Raw genomic sequence first — 17509 nt, 5'->3', positions numbered from 1 at the left:
GGGCGTCCGCGGTGGGGGGAGCCGGGTCGCGCCGCGTACAGGGTCATCGTGAGGCCGGGCTCGGCGCGCAGGTCCATGCTTTGCGGGTCCTTGCCGGCCGCGGTGCGCAGGTTGCACCGGGGGATGCACCCCGTACGCCGGCCGGCTGATCTAACCAAAGTCTTACGGCCGCCCTCCCGGTACTGACGCGACCGGGATTCCGATGTGGAATGACCCGATGACGCCCATCCGCAGAATCACCCGCATCGCGGCCACCGCCGTCGCCGTGCTCGCCCTGGGAGCCGTGCCCGGGCCGGCGTCGGCCGCCGCGTCCCGTCCGCACGCGCCGGTCGGCCCGTTCCTCAGCTCGGACGAGCTGACCGCGCCGCAGTTCTGCCGTGACGGCATGCCGTTGTCCCGGTCGCTCACCCCGGAGATCGGGGTCAGCAGCGGCGCCCCGGCCTGGAACACCAACCGGCCGGACCTCGCCGCGACGTTCGAGGTGGCACCGGCCGGGCGGCCGGCGGTGGCCCGGGGCACGGTCCGGTTCGACGGCTCTCCCGCGATCTATCGCGTTCCGGCCGGTGTGCTCAGCGACGGCGCGTACCGGTTCCGGGTTCGGGCGGTGGACGGCGCAAAGACCTCGGACTGGCTTCCCTGGTGCTCCTTCACGGTGGAGACCGGCACCGTCGCGGTGCCCGCGCCGCCGACGGCGCTGCGCGTATCGGCCTATCCCTATGCCGGGTTCCAGCCCTGCGACGGGGACGCGGCCCCGGTCATCTACGCCGGTTTCGCGCCGACCTTCGCCGTCAGCCCGGCCTCCGGGTCGCCGGGCCCCAACCTGGTCGCCCGCTTCGAGGTGGCCCGGCCGGGGCTGGAGACGCTCGTGTTCGCGGGCAACCCGTACGGCGTCAGCGCGCCGGACGACTCGTTCAGCCCGGGTGGCAGTTATCAGTTCCGGGCCCGCTTCGAGGAGGGGCCGGGCGTGTCCGATTGGTCACCCTGGTGCGCCTTCACTGCAGCGGCGACCGAATAACGAGCACAACACCCTTCAGGGGGTACGGGGCATGCGTAACGTACGCCAATGGTGCGCATGGCTCTGTACGTGGCGGCGGCCGGTTACGGCAGGACCGTGACGCTGCACCGGCTCGCCGCCGAACGGCCGGAACCTGTCGGCGCGCCGCCGGCGCCGCGAGCCCGACCTGGCAACCAGGGGAGGATCAGAAGACATCCCCAGAACCTGAGCGGCCGGGCGTACGGTCACCAGCCTTTATTCGCCTGCCTCAGGCACGGCGCACCCCGTGCCGGGCAGAAGACCCGGAGCGGTCTCCGCCCCGGGGTGTTGGTGCCGTACAAGTCGGAGCGGCGGCAGCGCGGGAACGGCTCACCGGGCCACGCCGGGGGGCTGGGGCTGCTGTTGTGGGCCCGTTCGGGCTGCCGGTGGCCGCCGTCGCCCTGGCCGTCCTCTGCCTGCTGTTGCGGCGGGCCGAGACGCGGACGTGACCTGACTTGTTTGCTGTATGGCAACAGTCTGGCTCTAGACTTGGTCGGTGACGGAACAGCTGAACGACGACGAGCGGTTGCGCCGCATCGTCGCCGTCACCGACGTCGCGTTGTCCCGGCTCGAGGTGTCGGACCTGCTGGACGAGCTCCTCGACCGGGTTCTCGGCCTGTTCGCCGCGGACACCGCGACCATCCTGCTGCTCGACCCGCACGCCCACCAGCTCGTGGCCACCGCCACCAAGGGGCTGGAGGAGGAGGTCCGCCAGGGTTTCCGGATCGCCGTCGGCGCGGGCTTCGCCGGCCGGGTCGCCGTCCGCCGGGAACCGGTCGCGCTGGAGGAGGTCACCCCGGCGGACGTGCTCAGCCCGGTGCTGCTGGCCACCGGCGTGCGGTCGCTGCTCGGTGTGCCGATGTTCCTCGACGGCGAGCTGGTCGGGGTTCTGCACGTCGGAACACTGCGGCCACGCCGGTTCACCGCCGACGACGTGTACCTGCTGCAGGTCGTCGCCGATCGGGCCAGCATCGCCGGGCAGATCCGCTCCCGGAAGCTGGAGAACGCCGCTGCCGCGACGCTGCAGCGGGCACTGATACCGGAGCGCCTGCCGCGGGTCGACGGGGTGGAGGCCGCCGCCCGTTATGTGCCCGGCCACGACCTGGGCATCGGCGGCGACTGGTACGACATGTTCGCGCTGCCCTCCGGCTGGCTGGGCGTCGTCATCGGCGACGTCTCCGGGCACGGTCTGGCCTCCGCCATCGTGATGGGCCGGGTCCGCAGCGCCCTGCGTTCCTATGCGCTCACCTCCGACGATCCCGCCGAGGTGCTGACGCTGCTGGACCGCAAGAACGCCCACTTCGAGGCCAGCAGCCTCTCCACCGTCGTCTACGCCATGATCAGCCCCGACCGGCAGCTGATCCGGATGTCGTCGGCCGGGCACCCCGCCCCGATCCTGGCGGCGCCGGGGCGGACCACCGCCGCGCTGCCGTTGCCCACCGACCCGCCGCTGGGCGTCAACCGCCTCCGGGCGCCCCGTCGCGCCACCACCTGCGACTTCGTGGCGGGCGCCGTGCTGGTCCTCTACACCGACGGTCTCGTGGAGCGGCGGGGGCAGGTCATCGACGAGGGAGTCGAGCGGCTCGTCAAGGTCGTACGCCCGGCGCCCGCCGAGGACATCTGCGCCGCGGTCATGGCCGCTTCCGGCATCGACCGGCCCGCCGACGACGTCGCGCTGCTGACGGTGCGGCGACCACCCTGAGAAGCGGCGGGCGTCGGCACAATGGCACCGTGAAGCGCCCGATGAGAAAGATCGTCCTGGTCGTTGCCGTCCTCGCTGTCCTGGCGGGCGCCGCGGCGCTGTGGTGGCGCCGGGACACCGGACGGCAGCCACGGGTCGACGACGTGGTGCCGGCGATGAACTCGGCCGTGGCCGACGCGGTCGTCGCGGCCGGCGCCGATGCCGCCGTCACGGTCAGCCCGGTGGTCCGGTCGGCGCAGTGCGAACTCGGTTTCCTCCGGCAGGGCGGCGTCTTCACCGCCAAGGCCGACCTCTACACCGACCCGGGTGGTGAGGAGGCGCTGATCACGGGGATCGAGCAGCGTCTGCCGCCGGCTTACGCGGCCGTCCGGGGGACCGCTGTCGCCGGGGTCCGGCCGCTGCAGGCCGGCACCGGCAGCTTGACGGTCGCGGTGCGGCGGATCAGCCCCGGCTGGCTGACCGTCAGCGTCCGTAGCCGGTGCAGCCTCGGCGCCGGTACCCGGCCGGTGACCGCCGCGGACTCCGCCGGCAGCACCGCCGTGACCGGGATCCTGCAGCGGCTCGGGACCCGGCCGGCCCGGATCACCGAGCAGCGCGTGCGCTGCCGCACCGGCGACATCGTCACCGTTGCCGCGGTGAGCGAGCCGGTGGCGACCGAGGGGCTCGCTGCCCGGCTGGGCGCTGTCGTCCCGGCCGGCGCCCGCCGGTTCGACGGCGGCGACGCCAACCGCGTCTCCTACCGCGACGGCCCGGTCTCGGTCGTCGTCGCCGCGGCCGACGACGGTGCCGCCGTCACCGTCCAGCACACCACCGGCTGCTGAACGGAGCGGGCCCGGCGCTGCCCCTACCAGGGTCGCGGTCGCGTTAATAAAACGTCAACGTCTCCCCGGCGGCCCGTTTTCAACCGTTATGGACGGTCGGCGCGAACCTAGACTCGCGGCCACGGGGAGCGCTGTCATCGTGCTCTCCGGTGCGTGAGGAAGAGAGCAGATGAGCGTCACCGACGAGTTCGCAGTGCCGGCAGTGGTCGACAGCCCCGCGCGCCGGCCACCGGCCGAGGGCCGGCTGTCGCAGTGGCTGCTGCGGCACCAGGTGCAGCCGACCGGTCCGGCCGCCGGCGCCGGGCACGCGAAACCGCACGCCTGGTGGAAGGTGATGTGCCTGACCGGGGTGGACTACTTCTCCAGCCTGGCCTACGTGCCGGCGATCGCCGCGCTCGCGGCCGGGGCGGTCGCACCGCTCGCGACGCTGCTGATCGTGGCGCTGACGCTGCTGGGGATGCTGCCGATGTACCGGAAGGTCGCCGAGGAGAGCCCGCACGGAGCCGGTTCGGTGGCGATGCTGGAGAAGCTGCTGCCGTTCTGGAAGGGCAAGCTGTTCGTCCTGGTGCTGCTCGGCTTCGTCGCCACCTCATGGATCATCACGATCACCCTGTCGGCGGCGGACGCGTCGGTGCACATCGTGGAGAACCCCTTCTTCCCCAGCGTGCTGCACGGGCACGAGGTGGCGATCACCGTGGTCCTGCTGCTGTTGCTGGGCGGGGTGTTCCTGCTCGGCTTCAGCGAGGCGGTGATCGTGGCCATCCCGCTCGTCGCGGTGTTCCTCGTCCTCAACGCGACGATCATCGTCGTCGGGCTGGTCGACGTGGCCACCACGCCGGGCGCGTTCTCGGCGTGGACCGACGCGCTCACCGCGGAGGGTCAGGGCGCCGGCGGCCTCGTCGGGCCGGCGCTGCTGGCCTTCCCGCTGCTGGTGCTGGGGCTGTCCGGGTTCGAGACCGGCGTCAGCATGATGCCGCTGGTCGCGGCGGACGGCGCCGGCGAGCGGCAGCGGCGGGCGTCCCGGATCCACAACACCCGCAAACTGCTCACCGCCGCGGCGCTCATCATGAGCGGGTACCTGCTGGCCGCCAGCTTCGTCACGACGGTGCTCATCCCCGCCGACGCGTTCCAGCCCGGCGGTGAGGCCAACGGCCGGGCCCTGGCCTGGCTCGCCCACGAACAGCTCGGCGAGGCGTTCGGCACCGTCTACGACATCAGCACGATCCTCATCCTGTGGTTCGCCGGGGCGTCGGCGATGGCCGGGCTGGTCAACATCGTTCCCCGCTACCTGCCCGGTTACGGCATGGCCCCGGAGTGGGGCCGCGCGGTCCGCCCGGTGGTGCTCGTCTACACCGTGCTGTGCGTGCTCATCACGGTCGCCTTCGGCGCCGACGTCAACGCCCAGGCCGGGGCCTACGCCACCGGCATCCTGGCGATGATGGTCTCCGGCGCCTTCGCCGTCACCGTCACGGTCCTGCGCCGCGGGAAGCGCCCGGCCGCCACCGGCTTCGCCGCGCTGACGATGGTTCTGCTGTACGCCCTGGTCAAGAACGTGATCGACAAGCCGGACGGGATCGCCATCTCCGGGATGTTCATCGCCGGCATCATCGTCGTGTCGCTCGTCTCCCGGGTGTCGCGCACCACCGAGCTGCGCGCCGACCGGATCGAGTTCGACCCGGCCGCCCGCCGCTTCATCACCGCGTCGCTGGCCTTCGACGGGGCGCTGAACATCATCGCCAACCGCCGTCAGGCCGGTGACGCCGCCGAGTACGCCGACAAGGAACGCGAACAGCGCCGGCACAACCCCGTGCCCGGCGCCGCCGACGTGCTGTTCCTCGAGATCGACGTGATAGATCCGTCGGAGTTCAGCGAGACGCTGCACGTGCGTGGTGTCGAGGTCGGCGGATTCCGGGTGCTGCGTGCCGACGCCCCGGCCGGGCCCAACGCCATCGCGGCGGTGCTGCTCGCGCTCACCGAGACGACGGGGGTACGACCGCACTGCTACTTCGCCTGGGCGGAGGGCAGCCCGTTGGTGCACATGTTCCGGTACTTCCTGCTGGGCCGCGGTGACACCGCCCCGGTCGTCCGGGAGATCCTCCGCAAACACGAGCCGGATCCCGACCGCCGCCCCGGCATCCACGTCGGCTGACCGTGCGGGGCCCTGCGAGGGGCGCCGGTCGGCTGCGTCCGGTGGGTGCACCTGGCGGGGGCGAGTGTTCTCGTCGACGTGGCTGAGACGGTCGCCGAGGGTGAGATGTTCGACGTTCCGCAGGCCGGGGCCGAGGGTGCTGCCGGTCCGCACGGTGGCGGCGGCCGGCCGGCCCGCCGGCGCGAGGCCGGGCAACAGGCCGGGCAGGAGGCCGGGTGCGAGGCCGGGCACGGGCGTGGGGCCGGCCCGGACGTCATCGACAGCCGGCGGAAGCGGCTAGCTCGACCGAGACTTGTTGCGGAGCAGCACGAACACGACGGACACCACCGCTGTGGCCATGGACAAGCCGGCGAGGAGCAGAACCGTCCCCACCCCGTACAAGCCGGTAGCGTCCGTACTCGCGGCGTCCACGGTCCAGGCCGTCGTGAAACCCAGTACGAGCGCGGCCGACGCCGACACCGGCCACAGCCGGAGGAGCAGGGCGCCGAGCAGCAGGACCAGCAGCGACAGCGCGCAGCCGATCACCTGCCACGCCTCGTACGGCCCACTGGCCACCCCGGTGACCGGGTCGATCTGGTATTCCTGGTCCCAGCCCAGCCACGCGAACCAGCACAGCGCCGCGAGGCCCGCGACCACGACGAAACCGGCCGCCTGCCACGGGCCGGCGCGGTACCGGGACGGGTGCGCGGCGGGCCTCATGCTTGGCAGCGTAGGCGGTTCGGTCCACGGCCTGTGCCGGGCCGTGGACGGTCAGAGCAGACGACGAGCGGCGCGACGGCGGCCTCACGGTTTGCGGGCGACCCCGCAGTACACGTTGAGCCGCTCGGGGGTGACGCCGGGGTCGGGTCGCCAGAGCGGCGTCGGCACCACACCTGGTTCGACCAGTTCCAGGCCGGTGAAGAAGCCGTTGATCTGCTCGACCGTGCGCAGGTGGTAGTCGGCGCCGCTGGTGCGGGCGGTGCGGACGGCCTCGGCGGTCTCGGGGGTCACGACGCTGTCGTTGACGACCAGGTAGCTGCCGGACGGCACCGCGGCGAGGAACCGCGTGACGATCTCGGCGGGGCCGGGGTCGTCGGTGTCGGCGACGTTGCCCAGGATGCCGAGCATCATGAGGGCGACCGGCTGCGTGAGATCGAGGGTCTTCGCCGCGGCGTCGAGGATGCGCCCGGGGTCGTGCACGTCGGCGTCGACGTAATCGGTGACGCCCGGGCCGACGAGCAGCGCGCGGGCGTGGACGAGCACCAGCGGGTCGTTGTCGACGTAGACCACTTTGGCGTCGGCGGCGAGGTCCTGGGCGATCTCGTGGGTGTTCCCGGCGCTGGGCAGGCCGGTGCCGACGTCGAGGAACTGCCGGATGCCGGCCTCACCGGCGAGGAACCGCACGACCCGGCCGAGGAAGGCGCGGGAGGCGCGGGCCACCTGCACCACCTCGGGATAGACCTGTTTGACCTGGTCACCGACGGCCCGGTCGGCGGCGAAGTTGTCCTTGCCGCCGAGCCAGTAGTTCCAGATCCGGGCGCTGTGCGGCTGGTCGGCACGCAAGCGGGCCTGCAGGTCGGGGTCGGAACCGCTCATTGATCCGCCTTCCGTCGCGGGCGCCTCGGTGGCCGGGACGATACCACCGTCCACTGTCGCCCTCGGATATACAGACGGACTGCATATAGCGATGGTCTATATTGCTGGCCATGACGATGCAGGAACCGACGTTCTTCATCCTGACCGCGCTGGTGCGCACCCCTCTGCATGGTTACGGGATCATGCAGGCCGTCGAGCAGTTGTCGGGCGGCCGGGTCGAGTTGAAGGCCGGGACGTTGTACGCCGCGCTCGACCGGCTCACCCGGGAGGGCCTGATCATCGTTGACCGGGAGGAGGCTGTGGGCGGCCGGCTGCGCCGGTACTACGTGCTGTCGGACGACGGCCGCGCGGCGCTCGAGACCGCGGTGGAGCGCCTCCAGTCGAACGCCCGGGTGGCCACCTCCCGGCTGCGCGAGGCGTTCGGCTTCAACGGGGGAGTTCAGCATGTCTGAGCTGGAGCGCTCCTACCGCCGCCTGCTCTACGCCTACCCGGCCTTCTACCGGCGCGAACGTGGGCTGGAGATGCTCACCACGCTGCTGGACGCGGCAGCGCCGGGCCAAATCCGGCCGTCGCGGGGTGAGGCGGTCTCGATGGTGCTGACCGGTCTGCGGTACAGGTTCGTGCCGCCCACCCGGCTGGGCGGGATCGCGGCCTTCTTCGTGGCGATCTGGGCGGCCGTGGTGCTCAGCGGGGCCGGCGCTCTGGCCGTCTGGGGGACCGCCGGCCTCGCCGAGCCGGACGCTGCGGCCCTCAGCTACGCGCTCCTCGGCCGCCCGGCGTCGTCCACCGCGGGCAGTCCGGGCGACGGCCTGCTCGGCATGGCCTACAGCTATCGGACCTCCGGCGAGTTCCAGGACTACGGCGACGAGGGGTGGGCCGGCCCGCGGCCGGCGCCGACGGGTTCGAGCCGGTACTACGAGGGGGTGCAGCGGGTCCCGGACGTGCTGGCCGAGGCGCGGCAGCGGTTGATCGCGGCGGGCTGGGCGGCCGGTGATCTGCGCCCGGCGGGGGCGAACAGCCCGGGCGGCGTGTTCTGGGCACACCGCGACGGGACGCTGCTGCGGATGTCCGGAAATGATGGGGAGTCCACCGTGGTGGCCGGCGCTTATCCGGTCGAGCCGGGCGGGGTGCTCGCGGGCGCGATCGCCGGGTTCGCCGTGGGGCTGCTCGTGGCGTGGCAGGCGATGACCCGGCTGGCCCATCGCGCCGTCCGGATCTCGCTGCCGGCCCGGCGCCTGCTCCTGCTGCCCGCGTTGCCGGTGGTCGTGGCCTGCGCGGTCAACACGCTGGACAACGTGCTGAGCATGGTCCCGGATCCGGACACCGCGCAGGTGCGGTTCGGCGCGGACCTGATGTACCCGCTGGCCAACCAGATCGCCAACCCGCTGGCTGCCGGCGTCGTCGCGGTGGGGCTTCTCGGCATCGCCGGCCTGATCGCCCGGGCGGCCCGCCTCCGGCCCGGGAACGCGGCGGCGGCCGACGAGGCCGCCGGGAGCTGAGAGCACCAAGGCGGGGGTACGACGAAACGACCGGTCCACGCCATCGCGTCCGGAGGGCGCCCCGCCGGGTGTCACCATGGCGCTGTGCACAGTGACGACCGGCCCCGGGGCGAGCCGGTGCTCGCCCGGGCCACCCGGATCCTGCAGGCCTTCACCCCGCAGGAGCCGGAGCTGTCGGTCTCGGAGATCGGCCGGCGGGCCCGGCTGCACGTCGCCACCGCTTCCCGGCTGATCGCCGCCCTCGTCGAGCAAGGTCTGCTGGCCCGCACTACCGGCGGCGGGGTGCGGATCGGGATGCGGCTGTGGGAGCTGGCCCAGCGTGCCTCGCCGACGCTGGGGCTGCGGGAGGCGGCCATGCCGTTCCTGGAGGATCTGCACGCGGTCATCGGGCATCACGTGCAGCTCGGCGTGCTCGACGGCGGCGAGGTGTTGTTCGTCGAGCGGCTCTCCGCCCGGGACGCGGTGATCAACGTGACCCGCATCGCCGGGCGGCTGCCGTTGCACGCGTCCTCCGCCGGTCTGGTGCTGCTGGCGTGGGCACGTGACGTGCAGGAAGAGCTGCTCGCCGGCCCGCTCGGCGGGTTCACCCCGGCGACGATCACGACCGCCGCCCGGCTTCGCGGCGTGCTCGACGGGATCCGCCGGCAGGGGTACGTCGTCGCCGACGGGCACATCCACGCCGACGCCACCGGGGTCGCTGTGCCGGTGCGCGCGGGCCCGGCGGGCCCGGTGGTGGCCGGGCTGTCGGTGATCGTGCCGAACGACGGCCGGGCGCCGCTGCTGGTGCCCGCGTTGCAGGCCGCCGCTCGGGGCATCGCCCGGGGGATCGGGTGAATTCGTCTCTCGCTGAGTGAGAAGCCCGCTGTCTCGGCAGTGACCGGGGTCGCAATCTGGCGGCCTCGTGTCACAGGAGGCTCACGTGGCGGAAACACGACTGCGAGTCATCGGCAAGGAACTGATCGCCGACGGCGTGGTGGCGCTGACCCTGGCCGATCCGGCCGGCGCGCGGCTCCCGGACTGGACGCCCGGCGCGCACCTCGATCTGGTGCTGCCGGGCGGGCTGGTGCGTCAGTACTCGCTCTGCGGTGACCGGTGGGACCCGTATTCGTACCGGATCGCGGTGCTGCGGGAACCGGACGGGCGCGGCGGGTCCGCGTACATCCATGATGTCGTTGATCTCGGCCAGGAGGTCGGCCTGGGCGGACCGCGCAACAACTTCCCGCTGGTACCGGCGGAGCGCTATCTGTTCGTCGCGGGCGGCATCGGCATCACTCCGCTGCTGCCGATGATCCGGCAGGCGGATCTGCTCGGCGCCGACTGGCGCCTGCTCTACGGCGGCCGCAGCGGTACGAGCATCGCGTTCCGTGCCGAGCTGGCCGGCTACGGCGACCGGGTCGAGATCCGTCCGCAGGACCGGTTCGGGCTGCTCGACCTGCCGGCTTTTGTCGCCGGCTGCTCGCCGGGGACCCGGGTCTACTGCTGCGGGCCGGCTCCGCTGCTGGCCGCGGTCGAGCGGGCGTGCGCCGGGCTGCCGCCGTACACGCTGCGCACCGAATCCTTCGTGGCCACCGATCATGGCGCCGCGGTTCGCGGCACACCGTTCGAGGTCCAGCTGGCCCGCTCCGGAACGGTGCTGACCGTGTCACCGGCCGTCTCGGTGCTCGACGTGCTCACCGCGGCCGGCGCCGACGTGCTCTCCTCCTGCCGCCAAGGCGTGTGCGGCACCTGCGAGGCGACCGTGCTCGCCGGTGAGCCGGACCACCGCGACAGCGTCCTCGACGACGCCGAACGCGCAGCCGGCACCTGCATGTTCGTCTGCGTTTCCCGCTCGCGCAGCGACCGTCTCGTCCTCGACCTCTAGGAGATGACCATGCTGCCGGTCAGTGACGCCGACCCGTTCGACCACGAGAACCTGGAAGACCCGGGTCCCCTGCACGAGAAGCTGCGCGAGGCGGGCCCGGTCGTCCGTCTCGCCCGGTACGACACCTACGCGCTGGCCCGCTACGAGCACGTGCACGCCGCGCTCACCGACTGGCAGCGCCTCCAGTCCGCCGCCGGGGTCGGGCTCAGCAACTTCCGGTACGAGAAGCCGTGGCGCCCGCCGAGTCTGCTCCTGGAGGCCGACCCGCCGCACCATGACGCGCCACGCCGGGTCCTGGCGAAGATCGTCGGCCCGCGGGCGCTGCACCGGCTCCGGGACCGGTGGGCGTCCGACGCCGAGGACCTGGTGGATCAGCTGCTCGCCGATCCGGAGATCGACGCGGTCCCGGCGCTCGCCGAGGCCTTCCCGCTGCGCGTCTTCCCGGACGCCGTGGGCATCCCGGCAGCCGGCCGGGAGAACCTGCTGCCCTACGGCGACCACCTGTTCAACGCGTTCGGCCCGCCCAACGATCTCGTCGCCGCGGGCGCCCCGCGGATCGCCGGGCTGTCGGCCTGGGTGAACGCTCAGTGCACCCGCGACGTGCTGGCCCCGGACGGCTTCGGTGCGGCCGTCTGGGCGGCCGCCGACCGCGGTGAACTCACGCCCGAGCAGGCGCCGCTGGTGGTGCGTTCGCTGCTGTCGGCCGGCGTGGACACCACTGTGCACGGGCTGTCCGCGGTGCTCTACGCCTTCGCGAGCAACCCGGCGCAGTGGCAACGGCTCCGCGCGGAGCCGTCGCTGGCCAGAGTGGCGTTCGACGAGGCGGTGCGCTGGGAGTCCCCGGTGCAGACGTTCTTCCGGACCGCCACCACCGACGTACCGATCGGGGGAGCGGTGATCCCGGACGGCGCCAAGATCCTGATGTTCCTGGGCGCCGCCAACCGTGACCCGCGCCGCTGGACCGGCCCGGACCGCTTCGACCTGGGCCGGGACCCGTCCGGGCACGTCGGGTTCGGGATGGGCCTGCACCAGTGCGTCGGCCAGCACATCGCCCGCCTGGAAGCGGCGTCGCTGCTCACCGCTCTGGCTCGCCGGGTGGCCCGGATCGAGCTCGCCGGGCCGGTGCGGCGGCATCACAACAACACCCTGCGGGCCTGGGAAAGCCTGCCGATGCGGCTGCACCGCAGCCCGTAACCACCCCCACTGTGTGAAGTTGCGCCCATATGGCGACCCGAACTTCACACACCGACCGCCGAACCAGTGCCGTGACGTCGCGGCACGCGGAAGGAGTCACCCGGCGATGGCGCGCCATGCCGATCTCAACCTGCTGACCTCGCTGGACGCGCTGCTCACCGAGTGCAGTGTCACCCGGGCCGCCGAGCGGCTGCAGATCAGCCAGCCCGCGATGAGCGCCGCCCTGGCCCGGCTGCGCCGGCACTTCGGTGACGACCTGCTGGTCCGCGCCGGGCACGGCTATCAACTCACGCCGCTGGCGGCGCGCCTGGCCCGGCCCACCGCCCAGGTGGTCGCGGCGGCCGACCGGGTCCTCAGCGCCCAGCCGGAGTTCGACCCGGCGACCTCACGGCGCACCTTCACCGTGATCATGTCCGATTACGCCCTCACCGTGCTCGGCGCGACCGTCGCGGCGCTCATCGACGAGCAGGCTCCGCAGGTGCGGCTGCACGTCCAGCCGACCACCCGGCGCAACGTCGACCAGGCCGCCGACGAGCTGCGTGAGGTCGACCTGCTGGTGCTGCCGCACGGCATCGTCACCGGGCTGCCGCATCGCAACCTGTACCAGGACGAGTGGGCCTGCCTGGTCGACGCCGCCGACGACACGGAGCTGACCAGCGCGGACCTCGCCCGGCGGCCCTGGGTGCTGACCTATCACGACGGGACGGCGATCACCACCGCCGCCCGTGAGCTGCGCACCCACGGCGTCGAGATCGACGCGCGGCTGGTGGTCGAGAGCTACACCGTCCTGCCTGCGCTGATCGCCGGCACCGGCCGCGTCGCGTTCGTGCAACGCCAGCTGGGCGCCGCGATGACCGCGGCCGGCCGGGTCCGGATGGTGCCGTGCCCGTTCCCGACCGCACCGATCGTCGAAGCGATGTGGTGGCACCCGGGGCACGAGAACGATCCGGCTCATCAGTGGCTGCGCGGCTGCTTCGCCGAGGCCGCCGTCCGGGTACAGCAGTGACCACGTTCTATTAACACGACGGATACACCGCATACACAATTCCGTCTTCTCCGGTGCTCGCCCACTGAGGCACGGTGACCGCACCGCGCGCCATGCCGCGCCGAGAAGAGAGGAAACCGTGTGACAAGCTCGATCAGCAGGAGGGCGTGGGCCAGGTCGCTCACCGCCCTCGGTACCGCCGGCACTCTCGCGTTCGCCGTCCCGGCCGCGCCGGCATCGGCCACGGCCGCCCCCGACTTCGGCCCGAACGTGAAGATCTTCGACGCCGGTACGCCTGTCGACCAGATCAACGCGTACCTGCGGAGCATCTCCGCCGAGCCGGAGTTCAGCACCGCGCGGCACGCGGTGTACTTCAAGCCGGGCACCTACGGCAGCGCCGCCGGTCAGGACGATCCGGCGACCGCCATCGGCATCGTCAACAGCGAGGTCGGCTACTACACCGCCATCGCCGGGCTCGGCGCCGCGCCCACCAGCGTCCGGATCAACGGGGCGCTGCACTCCGAGCCGCGCCAGAATGCCGACGGGTCCTCCGACGGGCTGACCAACTTCTACCGGTCGCTGGCCAACCTCTCGATCAACCCCATCCAGCGGCCGGTGGGCGCGGACGCCGCGCGGGCCCGGCCGGAAGGCGTCGCGCCGGCGCACACCATGCGGTGGGCGACCTCGCAGGCGTCTTCCCTGCGCCGCGTCGACATCCGGGGCGACCTGGACCTGAACGGAGCGTACGGCGCCACGCTCTTCGGCACCGTGATGGCCGACAGCCGGATCAGCGGCAACGTCAACAGCGGCGGTGACGCCGGACCGGGCCAGGCGCAGTACTACGTGCGCGACAGCCAGATCGGCAGCTGGAGCGGCGGCTCGGCGAACCTGGTCTTCTCCGGCGTGCGGGGCGCGCCGGCGAGCGACTTCGCCCGCCGCGGCATCACCACGCTGCAGGCCACCCCGGCGTCCCGGCCCGCGCCGTTCCTCACGGTGAACGGCGACGCGTACTCGGTCTTCGTGCCGAAGGCGCGCACCAACGCCTCCGGCGTGAACTGGGCGACCGGCAGCACCGCCGGGACCAGCATCCCGATCAGCCGGTTCCACATCGCCAAGCCCGGTACGGACACCGCCGCCACGATCAACACGGCGCTGGCCGCCGGGAAGCACCTCATCCTCACGCCCGGCATCTACCGGCTCACCGCGCCGATCCGGGTGACCCGGGCCGGCACGGTGGTCATGGGCATGGGCTACGCGACGCTGGCACCCACCGGCGGGCACGCCGCGATCGAGGTCGGCGACGTCAAGGGTGTCGTCGTCGCGTCGCTGCTCGTCGACGCCGGCCCCGGCGCCGAGGTGCTGGTCAAGGTCGGCACCGGCAACGCCGTCAACCTCGGTGACGCCACCGACCCGACCACGCTCAGCGACCTGTTCGTCCGGGTCGGCGGCGCGCAGGCCGGCTCCACCAAGGTCGCGGTGCGGGTCGACCAGAGCAGGGTGATCCTCGACGACGCCTGGCTCTGGCGGGCCGACCACGGCAGCGGGGTGGGCTGGACGAGCAACACCAGTGACACCGGGCTCGTCGTCAACGGCACGGACGTCACCGCCCTCGGCCTGTTCGTCGAGCACCACCAGAAGAACCAGGTCGTCTGGAACGGCGAGCGCGGCAGGACGGTCTTCTACCAGAGCGAGTTCCCGTACGACCCGCCGAACCAGGCCGCGTGGCGGGACGGCGTCAAACAGGGGTACGCGTCCTACCGGGTCTCGCCCGGCGTGACGACCCATGCGGCCACCGGCACGGCGATCTACACGCTGTTCCTCGACTCCACCTTCGCCGGTGCGCCGGCGCACGCCTGGACCTCCATCGAGGCGCCCCGGCGGAGCAGCGTCCGGTTCACCTCGATGACGACCGCGGTCATCGCATTCGGCGGCGGCATCCGGCACATCGTCAACGACGCCGGTGCCGCTGTCGACGCGACCGCGCCCAACCAGGTCGTGCCGGGTTTCGCGGCCTCCGCCCGGCTGGCTTCCTACCCCGGCTGAGGCCCGCTTCCTATCCCGGCCGAGGTGCTGAGCGGTGGCCGCTGGACCGGCGGATTACCAGCTCCGGCTGGAAGACCACCTGCCGGTGCCGGTGCTGCCCGGGGTCGTCGATCTCGGAGAACAGCAGCTCGGCGGCGACCCGGCCCAGTTCGGCACGCGGCTGCCGTACCGATGTCAGCGGTACGGCGGCCGCGGCCGCGTACTCGATGTCGTCGTAACCAACGATCGCCAGGTCGGTGGGGACCCGCAGGCCACGCCGGGTGACCGCCTGCAGCACGCCGAGAGCGAGCAGGTCGTTGGCGCAGAACACGGCGTCCGGCCGGCTACCGGCGCGGCGGTCGGCGATCGCCGTTCCGGCGGCCCGGCCCGCCACCACGTTGACGGCCCCGGTCTCGAGGACGTCGATCGTCGCGCCGGCGGCCCGCGCGACCTCGCGGGCGCCGGCGAGCCGGGCGGCGGCCTGCGGCACGGACAGCGGACCGCCCACGTACGCCAGGGTGCGGTGCCCCTGGTCGACGAGGTGGCCGGCGGCGAGGCGGCCGCCGGTGTGGTCGTCGACGGACACGCAGCACAGCCCGTGCCGCCCCGAGCCCCGGTCCAGCAGGGTGACCGGGGTGCCGCGCCGGACCAGGTCGTCGACCGCGATCCCCGCCTCGAGCACCGGGCTGACCAGGACGCCCTGCACCCGCTGGGTCTCCAGCCGGCCGAAATACCGCTGCTCGCGTTCGGTGGACTCGCCGCTGTTGTAGAGCATCACGACGACGTCGCGCTGGTCGGCGACCTGCTCGGCGCCGCGGGCGAGGTCGGCGAAGAACGGGTTGGTGACGTCCGGGACGACCAGCCCGATGGTGCGGCTGCGCCCGGCGGCCAGTGAGCGGGCCGCCTCGTTGGGCCGGTATCCCAGCTCGGCGATGGCGGCGAGGACCCGGGCACGGGTCTTGGCCGCCACCGCGTGCGGGCGGTTGAGCACGTTGCTGACGGTGCCGACCGACACCTTCGCGCGTGCGGCGACGTCCTCGATTCGCGCCATGGGCCGAGGGTATGTCAGACGCTTCAACCGACGGGCCGCCGGGGTGACCGGACGGCCGATGGCGGGCCGTTGCCGGAGCGGCTGATCACCGCCGTGTTTCTGCTGTGTTGAATCGTTATAAACGTCATCCGCGCAGGTGAAGCGGGTGTATCCAGCCGATCAATGGCGAGTATCAGAGTGACCTTCTTGACGTTGTGGCGCAGCGCACCGAAGCTTTAGACGCTTCAAAATGAAGGCATTCCGCGGTCGTCAAGGAGGACCTGTGGCACTCATATCCCGACGGACCCGTCGTCCGGCCCACATCGCTGCGGCGCTCAGCGCCCTCACGCTCGTCCTCACCACCGCGGCCTGCGGCGGGGGAGGCGACGACGGCGGCTCGGGCGGTGCCTCGGCGAAGAACTTCACGTTCCTCGCGATCAACGAGAACACCACCGTCCCGGCCACGCTGACCACGCTGAGCCAGAAGGAGTGCGCCACCCAGAACACGGCGCAGCCGCTGGAGATCAAGAAGCAGGCGCAGGGCAGCCTCGACCAGCAGCTCCAGCTGCTCGCCGGCCAGGGCGCCCTGCCGCAGACGTTCATCGCGGCCAACGCGCCGTCGCTGACCAAGCAGCTCGCCGGCAACGGCTCGGTGCTCGACACCGCCCCGATCGCGACCGGTGTGCTGCCGGCCGCGTCGTCGACGATCAAGGCGCTCTACGACGGCAAGCAGCTCGTCCTGCCGACCGAGCTCAACATCGAGGGCATCTGGTACAACAAGAAGCTGCTCGCCGACAACGGCATCACCACACCGCCGGCCACCTGGGACGACCTGGTCGCGGCGTTCGCCGAGCTGCAGGGCGCCGGCGTCCAGCCGATCTCGCAGGCGGGCAAGGGCGGCGACGGCTGGGGCGTCACCCGCTGGGTGGGCAACTACATCCTGCGCCAGCAGGGCCCCGACGCGCTGAAGAAGGTCGCCGACGGCCAGGCCAAGCTCACCGACCCGCAGTACGTCGCTGCCGCGGACGCCGTCGCCGCCCTCGGCAAGGCGGGCTACTTCGGCAAGTCGCCCACCTCGATCGACTACGCCACCGCGCTGAACACCTTCCTCACCGGCAAGGCGGCCTTCATCTACATGGGCTCGTGGGCGCTGTCGGACTTCAACGACACCGCCAAGAACAAGATCGGCGCCGACAACATCGGCTTCCTCAAGTTCCCGACGGTCACCGGCGGCACCGGCACTGCCGACCAGATGCCCGCCAACGTCGGCACCGCCGTCGCGGTCTCGAAGAAGGCTTACGACTCCGACCCGAAGACGCAGGACTGGGTCAAGTGCATCGTCGCGAACTACGGCACGGTCGCGCTGCGCGACTCCAACCAGATCACCGGCTTCGGCACCGACGGCAGCGTCGAGGTGCCCGCGCTGACCAAGCAGATCCAGGACGAGATCGGCAACGTGCAGACCAGCGTGCTCTGGTTCGAGGCGTACTTCTCCGCCAAGGCCACCACGGTCAGCCAGGGCAACGGTGGCCAGCTCGCCGCCGGCCGGCTGACCGGCGAGAAGTTCATGCAGACCGTCAGCACCAACCTGAGCTGATGACCATCTCGCGGCGGTCCCGGCCACCGGGCGGGGCCGC

General features: G+C 72.3%; 15 protein-coding genes. 12 read left to right on the top strand and 3 right to left on the bottom strand.

Annotation, left to right across the window (positions count from 1 at the left end; all coding sequences use genetic code 11):
• The first annotated feature begins 217 nt into the window (after positions 1-217).
• The 4 genes from AC0NH5_RS09620 to AC0NH5_RS09605 all read left to right on the top strand — a co-directional run bounded on the left by AC0NH5_RS09620 (position 218) and on the right by AC0NH5_RS09605 (position 5705).
• Complete coding sequence (locus tag AC0NH5_RS09620) at positions 218-1015, top strand: hypothetical protein (protein ID WP_474402076.1); 798 nt, start codon at positions 218-220, stop codon at positions 1013-1015.
• A 514-nt stretch (positions 1016-1529) separates the two neighbouring features.
• Positions 1530-2735 (top strand): PP2C family protein-serine/threonine phosphatase, encoded by a 1206-nt coding sequence (locus AC0NH5_RS09615; RefSeq protein ID WP_474402073.1) that lies wholly within the window; start codon positions 1530-1532, stop codon positions 2733-2735.
• Positions 2736-2776: 41 nt separating this feature from the next.
• On the top strand, positions 2777-3556 hold the full coding sequence (locus tag AC0NH5_RS09610; RefSeq protein WP_474402071.1) for a hypothetical protein: 780 nt from the start codon (positions 2777-2779) through the stop codon (positions 3554-3556).
• A gap of 169 nt (positions 3557-3725) precedes the next feature.
• Entirely contained in the window at positions 3726-5705 is a 1980-nt protein-coding gene (locus AC0NH5_RS09605; RefSeq protein WP_474402069.1) for an APC family permease, read from the top strand.
• A 276-nt stretch (positions 5706-5981) separates the two neighbouring features.
• Here AC0NH5_RS09605 and AC0NH5_RS09600 read toward each other — a convergent pair whose 3' ends face one another.
• Both AC0NH5_RS09600 and AC0NH5_RS09595 read right to left on the bottom strand, forming a co-directional pair.
• Positions 5982-6404, bottom strand: coding sequence for a hypothetical protein (locus AC0NH5_RS09600; RefSeq protein WP_474402067.1), 423 nt, complete (start codon positions 6402-6404; stop codon positions 5982-5984).
• Between the two features lie 84 nt (positions 6405-6488).
• Positions 6489-7280 (bottom strand): SAM-dependent methyltransferase, encoded by a 792-nt coding sequence (locus tag AC0NH5_RS09595; protein WP_474402065.1) that lies wholly within the window; start codon positions 7278-7280, stop codon positions 6489-6491.
• Between the two features lie 110 nt (positions 7281-7390).
• On the opposite strand from AC0NH5_RS09595, the gene AC0NH5_RS09590 reads away from it, so the two are divergent.
• From AC0NH5_RS09590 to AC0NH5_RS09560, 7 genes are all read left to right on the top strand, one after another.
• Positions 7391-7732, top strand: a complete 342-nt coding sequence (locus AC0NH5_RS09590; RefSeq protein WP_474402063.1) for a PadR family transcriptional regulator — start codon at positions 7391-7393, stop codon at positions 7730-7732.
• Positions 7725-8780 carry a hypothetical protein gene (locus AC0NH5_RS09585; RefSeq protein ID WP_474402061.1) on the top strand — a complete coding sequence of 352 codons (1056 nt, stop codon included), beginning with the start codon at positions 7725-7727 and terminating at the stop codon, positions 8778-8780. The genes AC0NH5_RS09590 and AC0NH5_RS09585 overlap by 8 nt, the downstream gene beginning before the upstream one ends.
• An 84-nt stretch (positions 8781-8864) precedes the next feature.
• Positions 8865-9614: an IclR family transcriptional regulator gene (locus tag AC0NH5_RS09580; RefSeq protein ID WP_474402059.1), complete on the top strand. Its 750-nt coding sequence runs from the start codon at positions 8865-8867 to the stop codon at positions 9612-9614.
• 85 nt (positions 9615-9699) lie between these two features.
• Positions 9700-10641, top strand: coding sequence for a PDR/VanB family oxidoreductase (locus AC0NH5_RS09575; protein ID WP_474402057.1), 942 nt, complete (start codon positions 9700-9702; stop codon positions 10639-10641).
• Between the two features lie 9 nt (positions 10642-10650).
• Positions 10651-11835, top strand: a complete 1185-nt coding sequence (locus AC0NH5_RS09570) for a cytochrome P450 (RefSeq protein ID WP_474402055.1) — start codon at positions 10651-10653, stop codon at positions 11833-11835.
• Positions 11836-11941: 106 nt separating this feature from the next.
• Positions 11942-12841 carry a LysR family transcriptional regulator gene (locus AC0NH5_RS09565; protein WP_474402053.1) on the top strand — a complete coding sequence of 300 codons (900 nt, stop codon included), beginning with the start codon at positions 11942-11944 and terminating at the stop codon, positions 12839-12841.
• A gap of 120 nt (positions 12842-12961) precedes the next feature.
• Positions 12962-14863, top strand: a complete 1902-nt coding sequence (locus AC0NH5_RS09560; protein WP_474402051.1) for an adenylyl cyclase — start codon at positions 12962-12964, stop codon at positions 14861-14863.
• A 10-nt stretch (positions 14864-14873) separates the two neighbouring features.
• Here AC0NH5_RS09560 and AC0NH5_RS09555 read toward each other — a convergent pair whose 3' ends face one another.
• Entirely contained in the window at positions 14874-15893 is a 1020-nt protein-coding gene (locus AC0NH5_RS09555) for a LacI family DNA-binding transcriptional regulator (RefSeq protein ID WP_474402049.1), read from the bottom strand.
• 262 nt (positions 15894-16155) lie between these two features.
• On the opposite strand from AC0NH5_RS09555, the gene AC0NH5_RS09550 reads away from it, so the two are divergent.
• Complete coding sequence (locus AC0NH5_RS09550) at positions 16156-17469, top strand: ABC transporter substrate-binding protein (protein WP_474402047.1); 1314 nt, start codon at positions 16156-16158, stop codon at positions 17467-17469.
• Positions 17470-17509: the final 40 nt, after the last annotated feature.

Source organism: Actinoplanes sp. 13, assembly GCF_056134165.1.
This window is presented reverse-complemented; position numbering and strand designations above follow the sequence as displayed.

What these genes read in the sequence shown, in the direction of transcription:
- AC0NH5_RS09620 (WP_474402076.1), top strand. Translation starts at nt 218, where the DNA reads ATGACGCCCATCCGCAGAATCACCCGCATCGCGGCCACCGCCGTCGCC.
- AC0NH5_RS09610 (WP_474402071.1), top strand. Translation starts at nt 2,777, where the DNA reads ATGAGAAAGATCGTCCTGGTCGTTGCCGTCCTCGCTGTCCTGGCGGGC.
- AC0NH5_RS09605 (WP_474402069.1), top strand. Translation starts at nt 3,726, where the DNA reads ATGAGCGTCACCGACGAGTTCGCAGTGCCGGCAGTGGTCGACAGCCCC.
- AC0NH5_RS09600 (WP_474402067.1), bottom strand. Translation starts at nt 6,404, where the DNA reads ATGAGGCCCGCCGCGCACCCGTCCCGGTACCGCGCCGGCCCGTGGCAG.
- AC0NH5_RS09595 (WP_474402065.1), bottom strand. Translation starts at nt 7,280, where the DNA reads ATGAGCGGTTCCGACCCCGACCTGCAGGCCCGCTTGCGTGCCGACCAG.
- AC0NH5_RS09590 (WP_474402063.1), top strand. Translation starts at nt 7,391, where the DNA reads ATGACGATGCAGGAACCGACGTTCTTCATCCTGACCGCGCTGGTGCGC.
- AC0NH5_RS09585 (WP_474402061.1), top strand. Translation starts at nt 7,725, where the DNA reads ATGTCTGAGCTGGAGCGCTCCTACCGCCGCCTGCTCTACGCCTACCCG.
- AC0NH5_RS09570 (WP_474402055.1), top strand. Translation starts at nt 10,651, where the DNA reads ATGCTGCCGGTCAGTGACGCCGACCCGTTCGACCACGAGAACCTGGAA.
- AC0NH5_RS09565 (WP_474402053.1), top strand. Translation starts at nt 11,942, where the DNA reads ATGGCGCGCCATGCCGATCTCAACCTGCTGACCTCGCTGGACGCGCTG.
- AC0NH5_RS09555 (WP_474402049.1), bottom strand. Translation starts at nt 15,893, where the DNA reads ATGGCGCGAATCGAGGACGTCGCCGCACGCGCGAAGGTGTCGGTCGGC.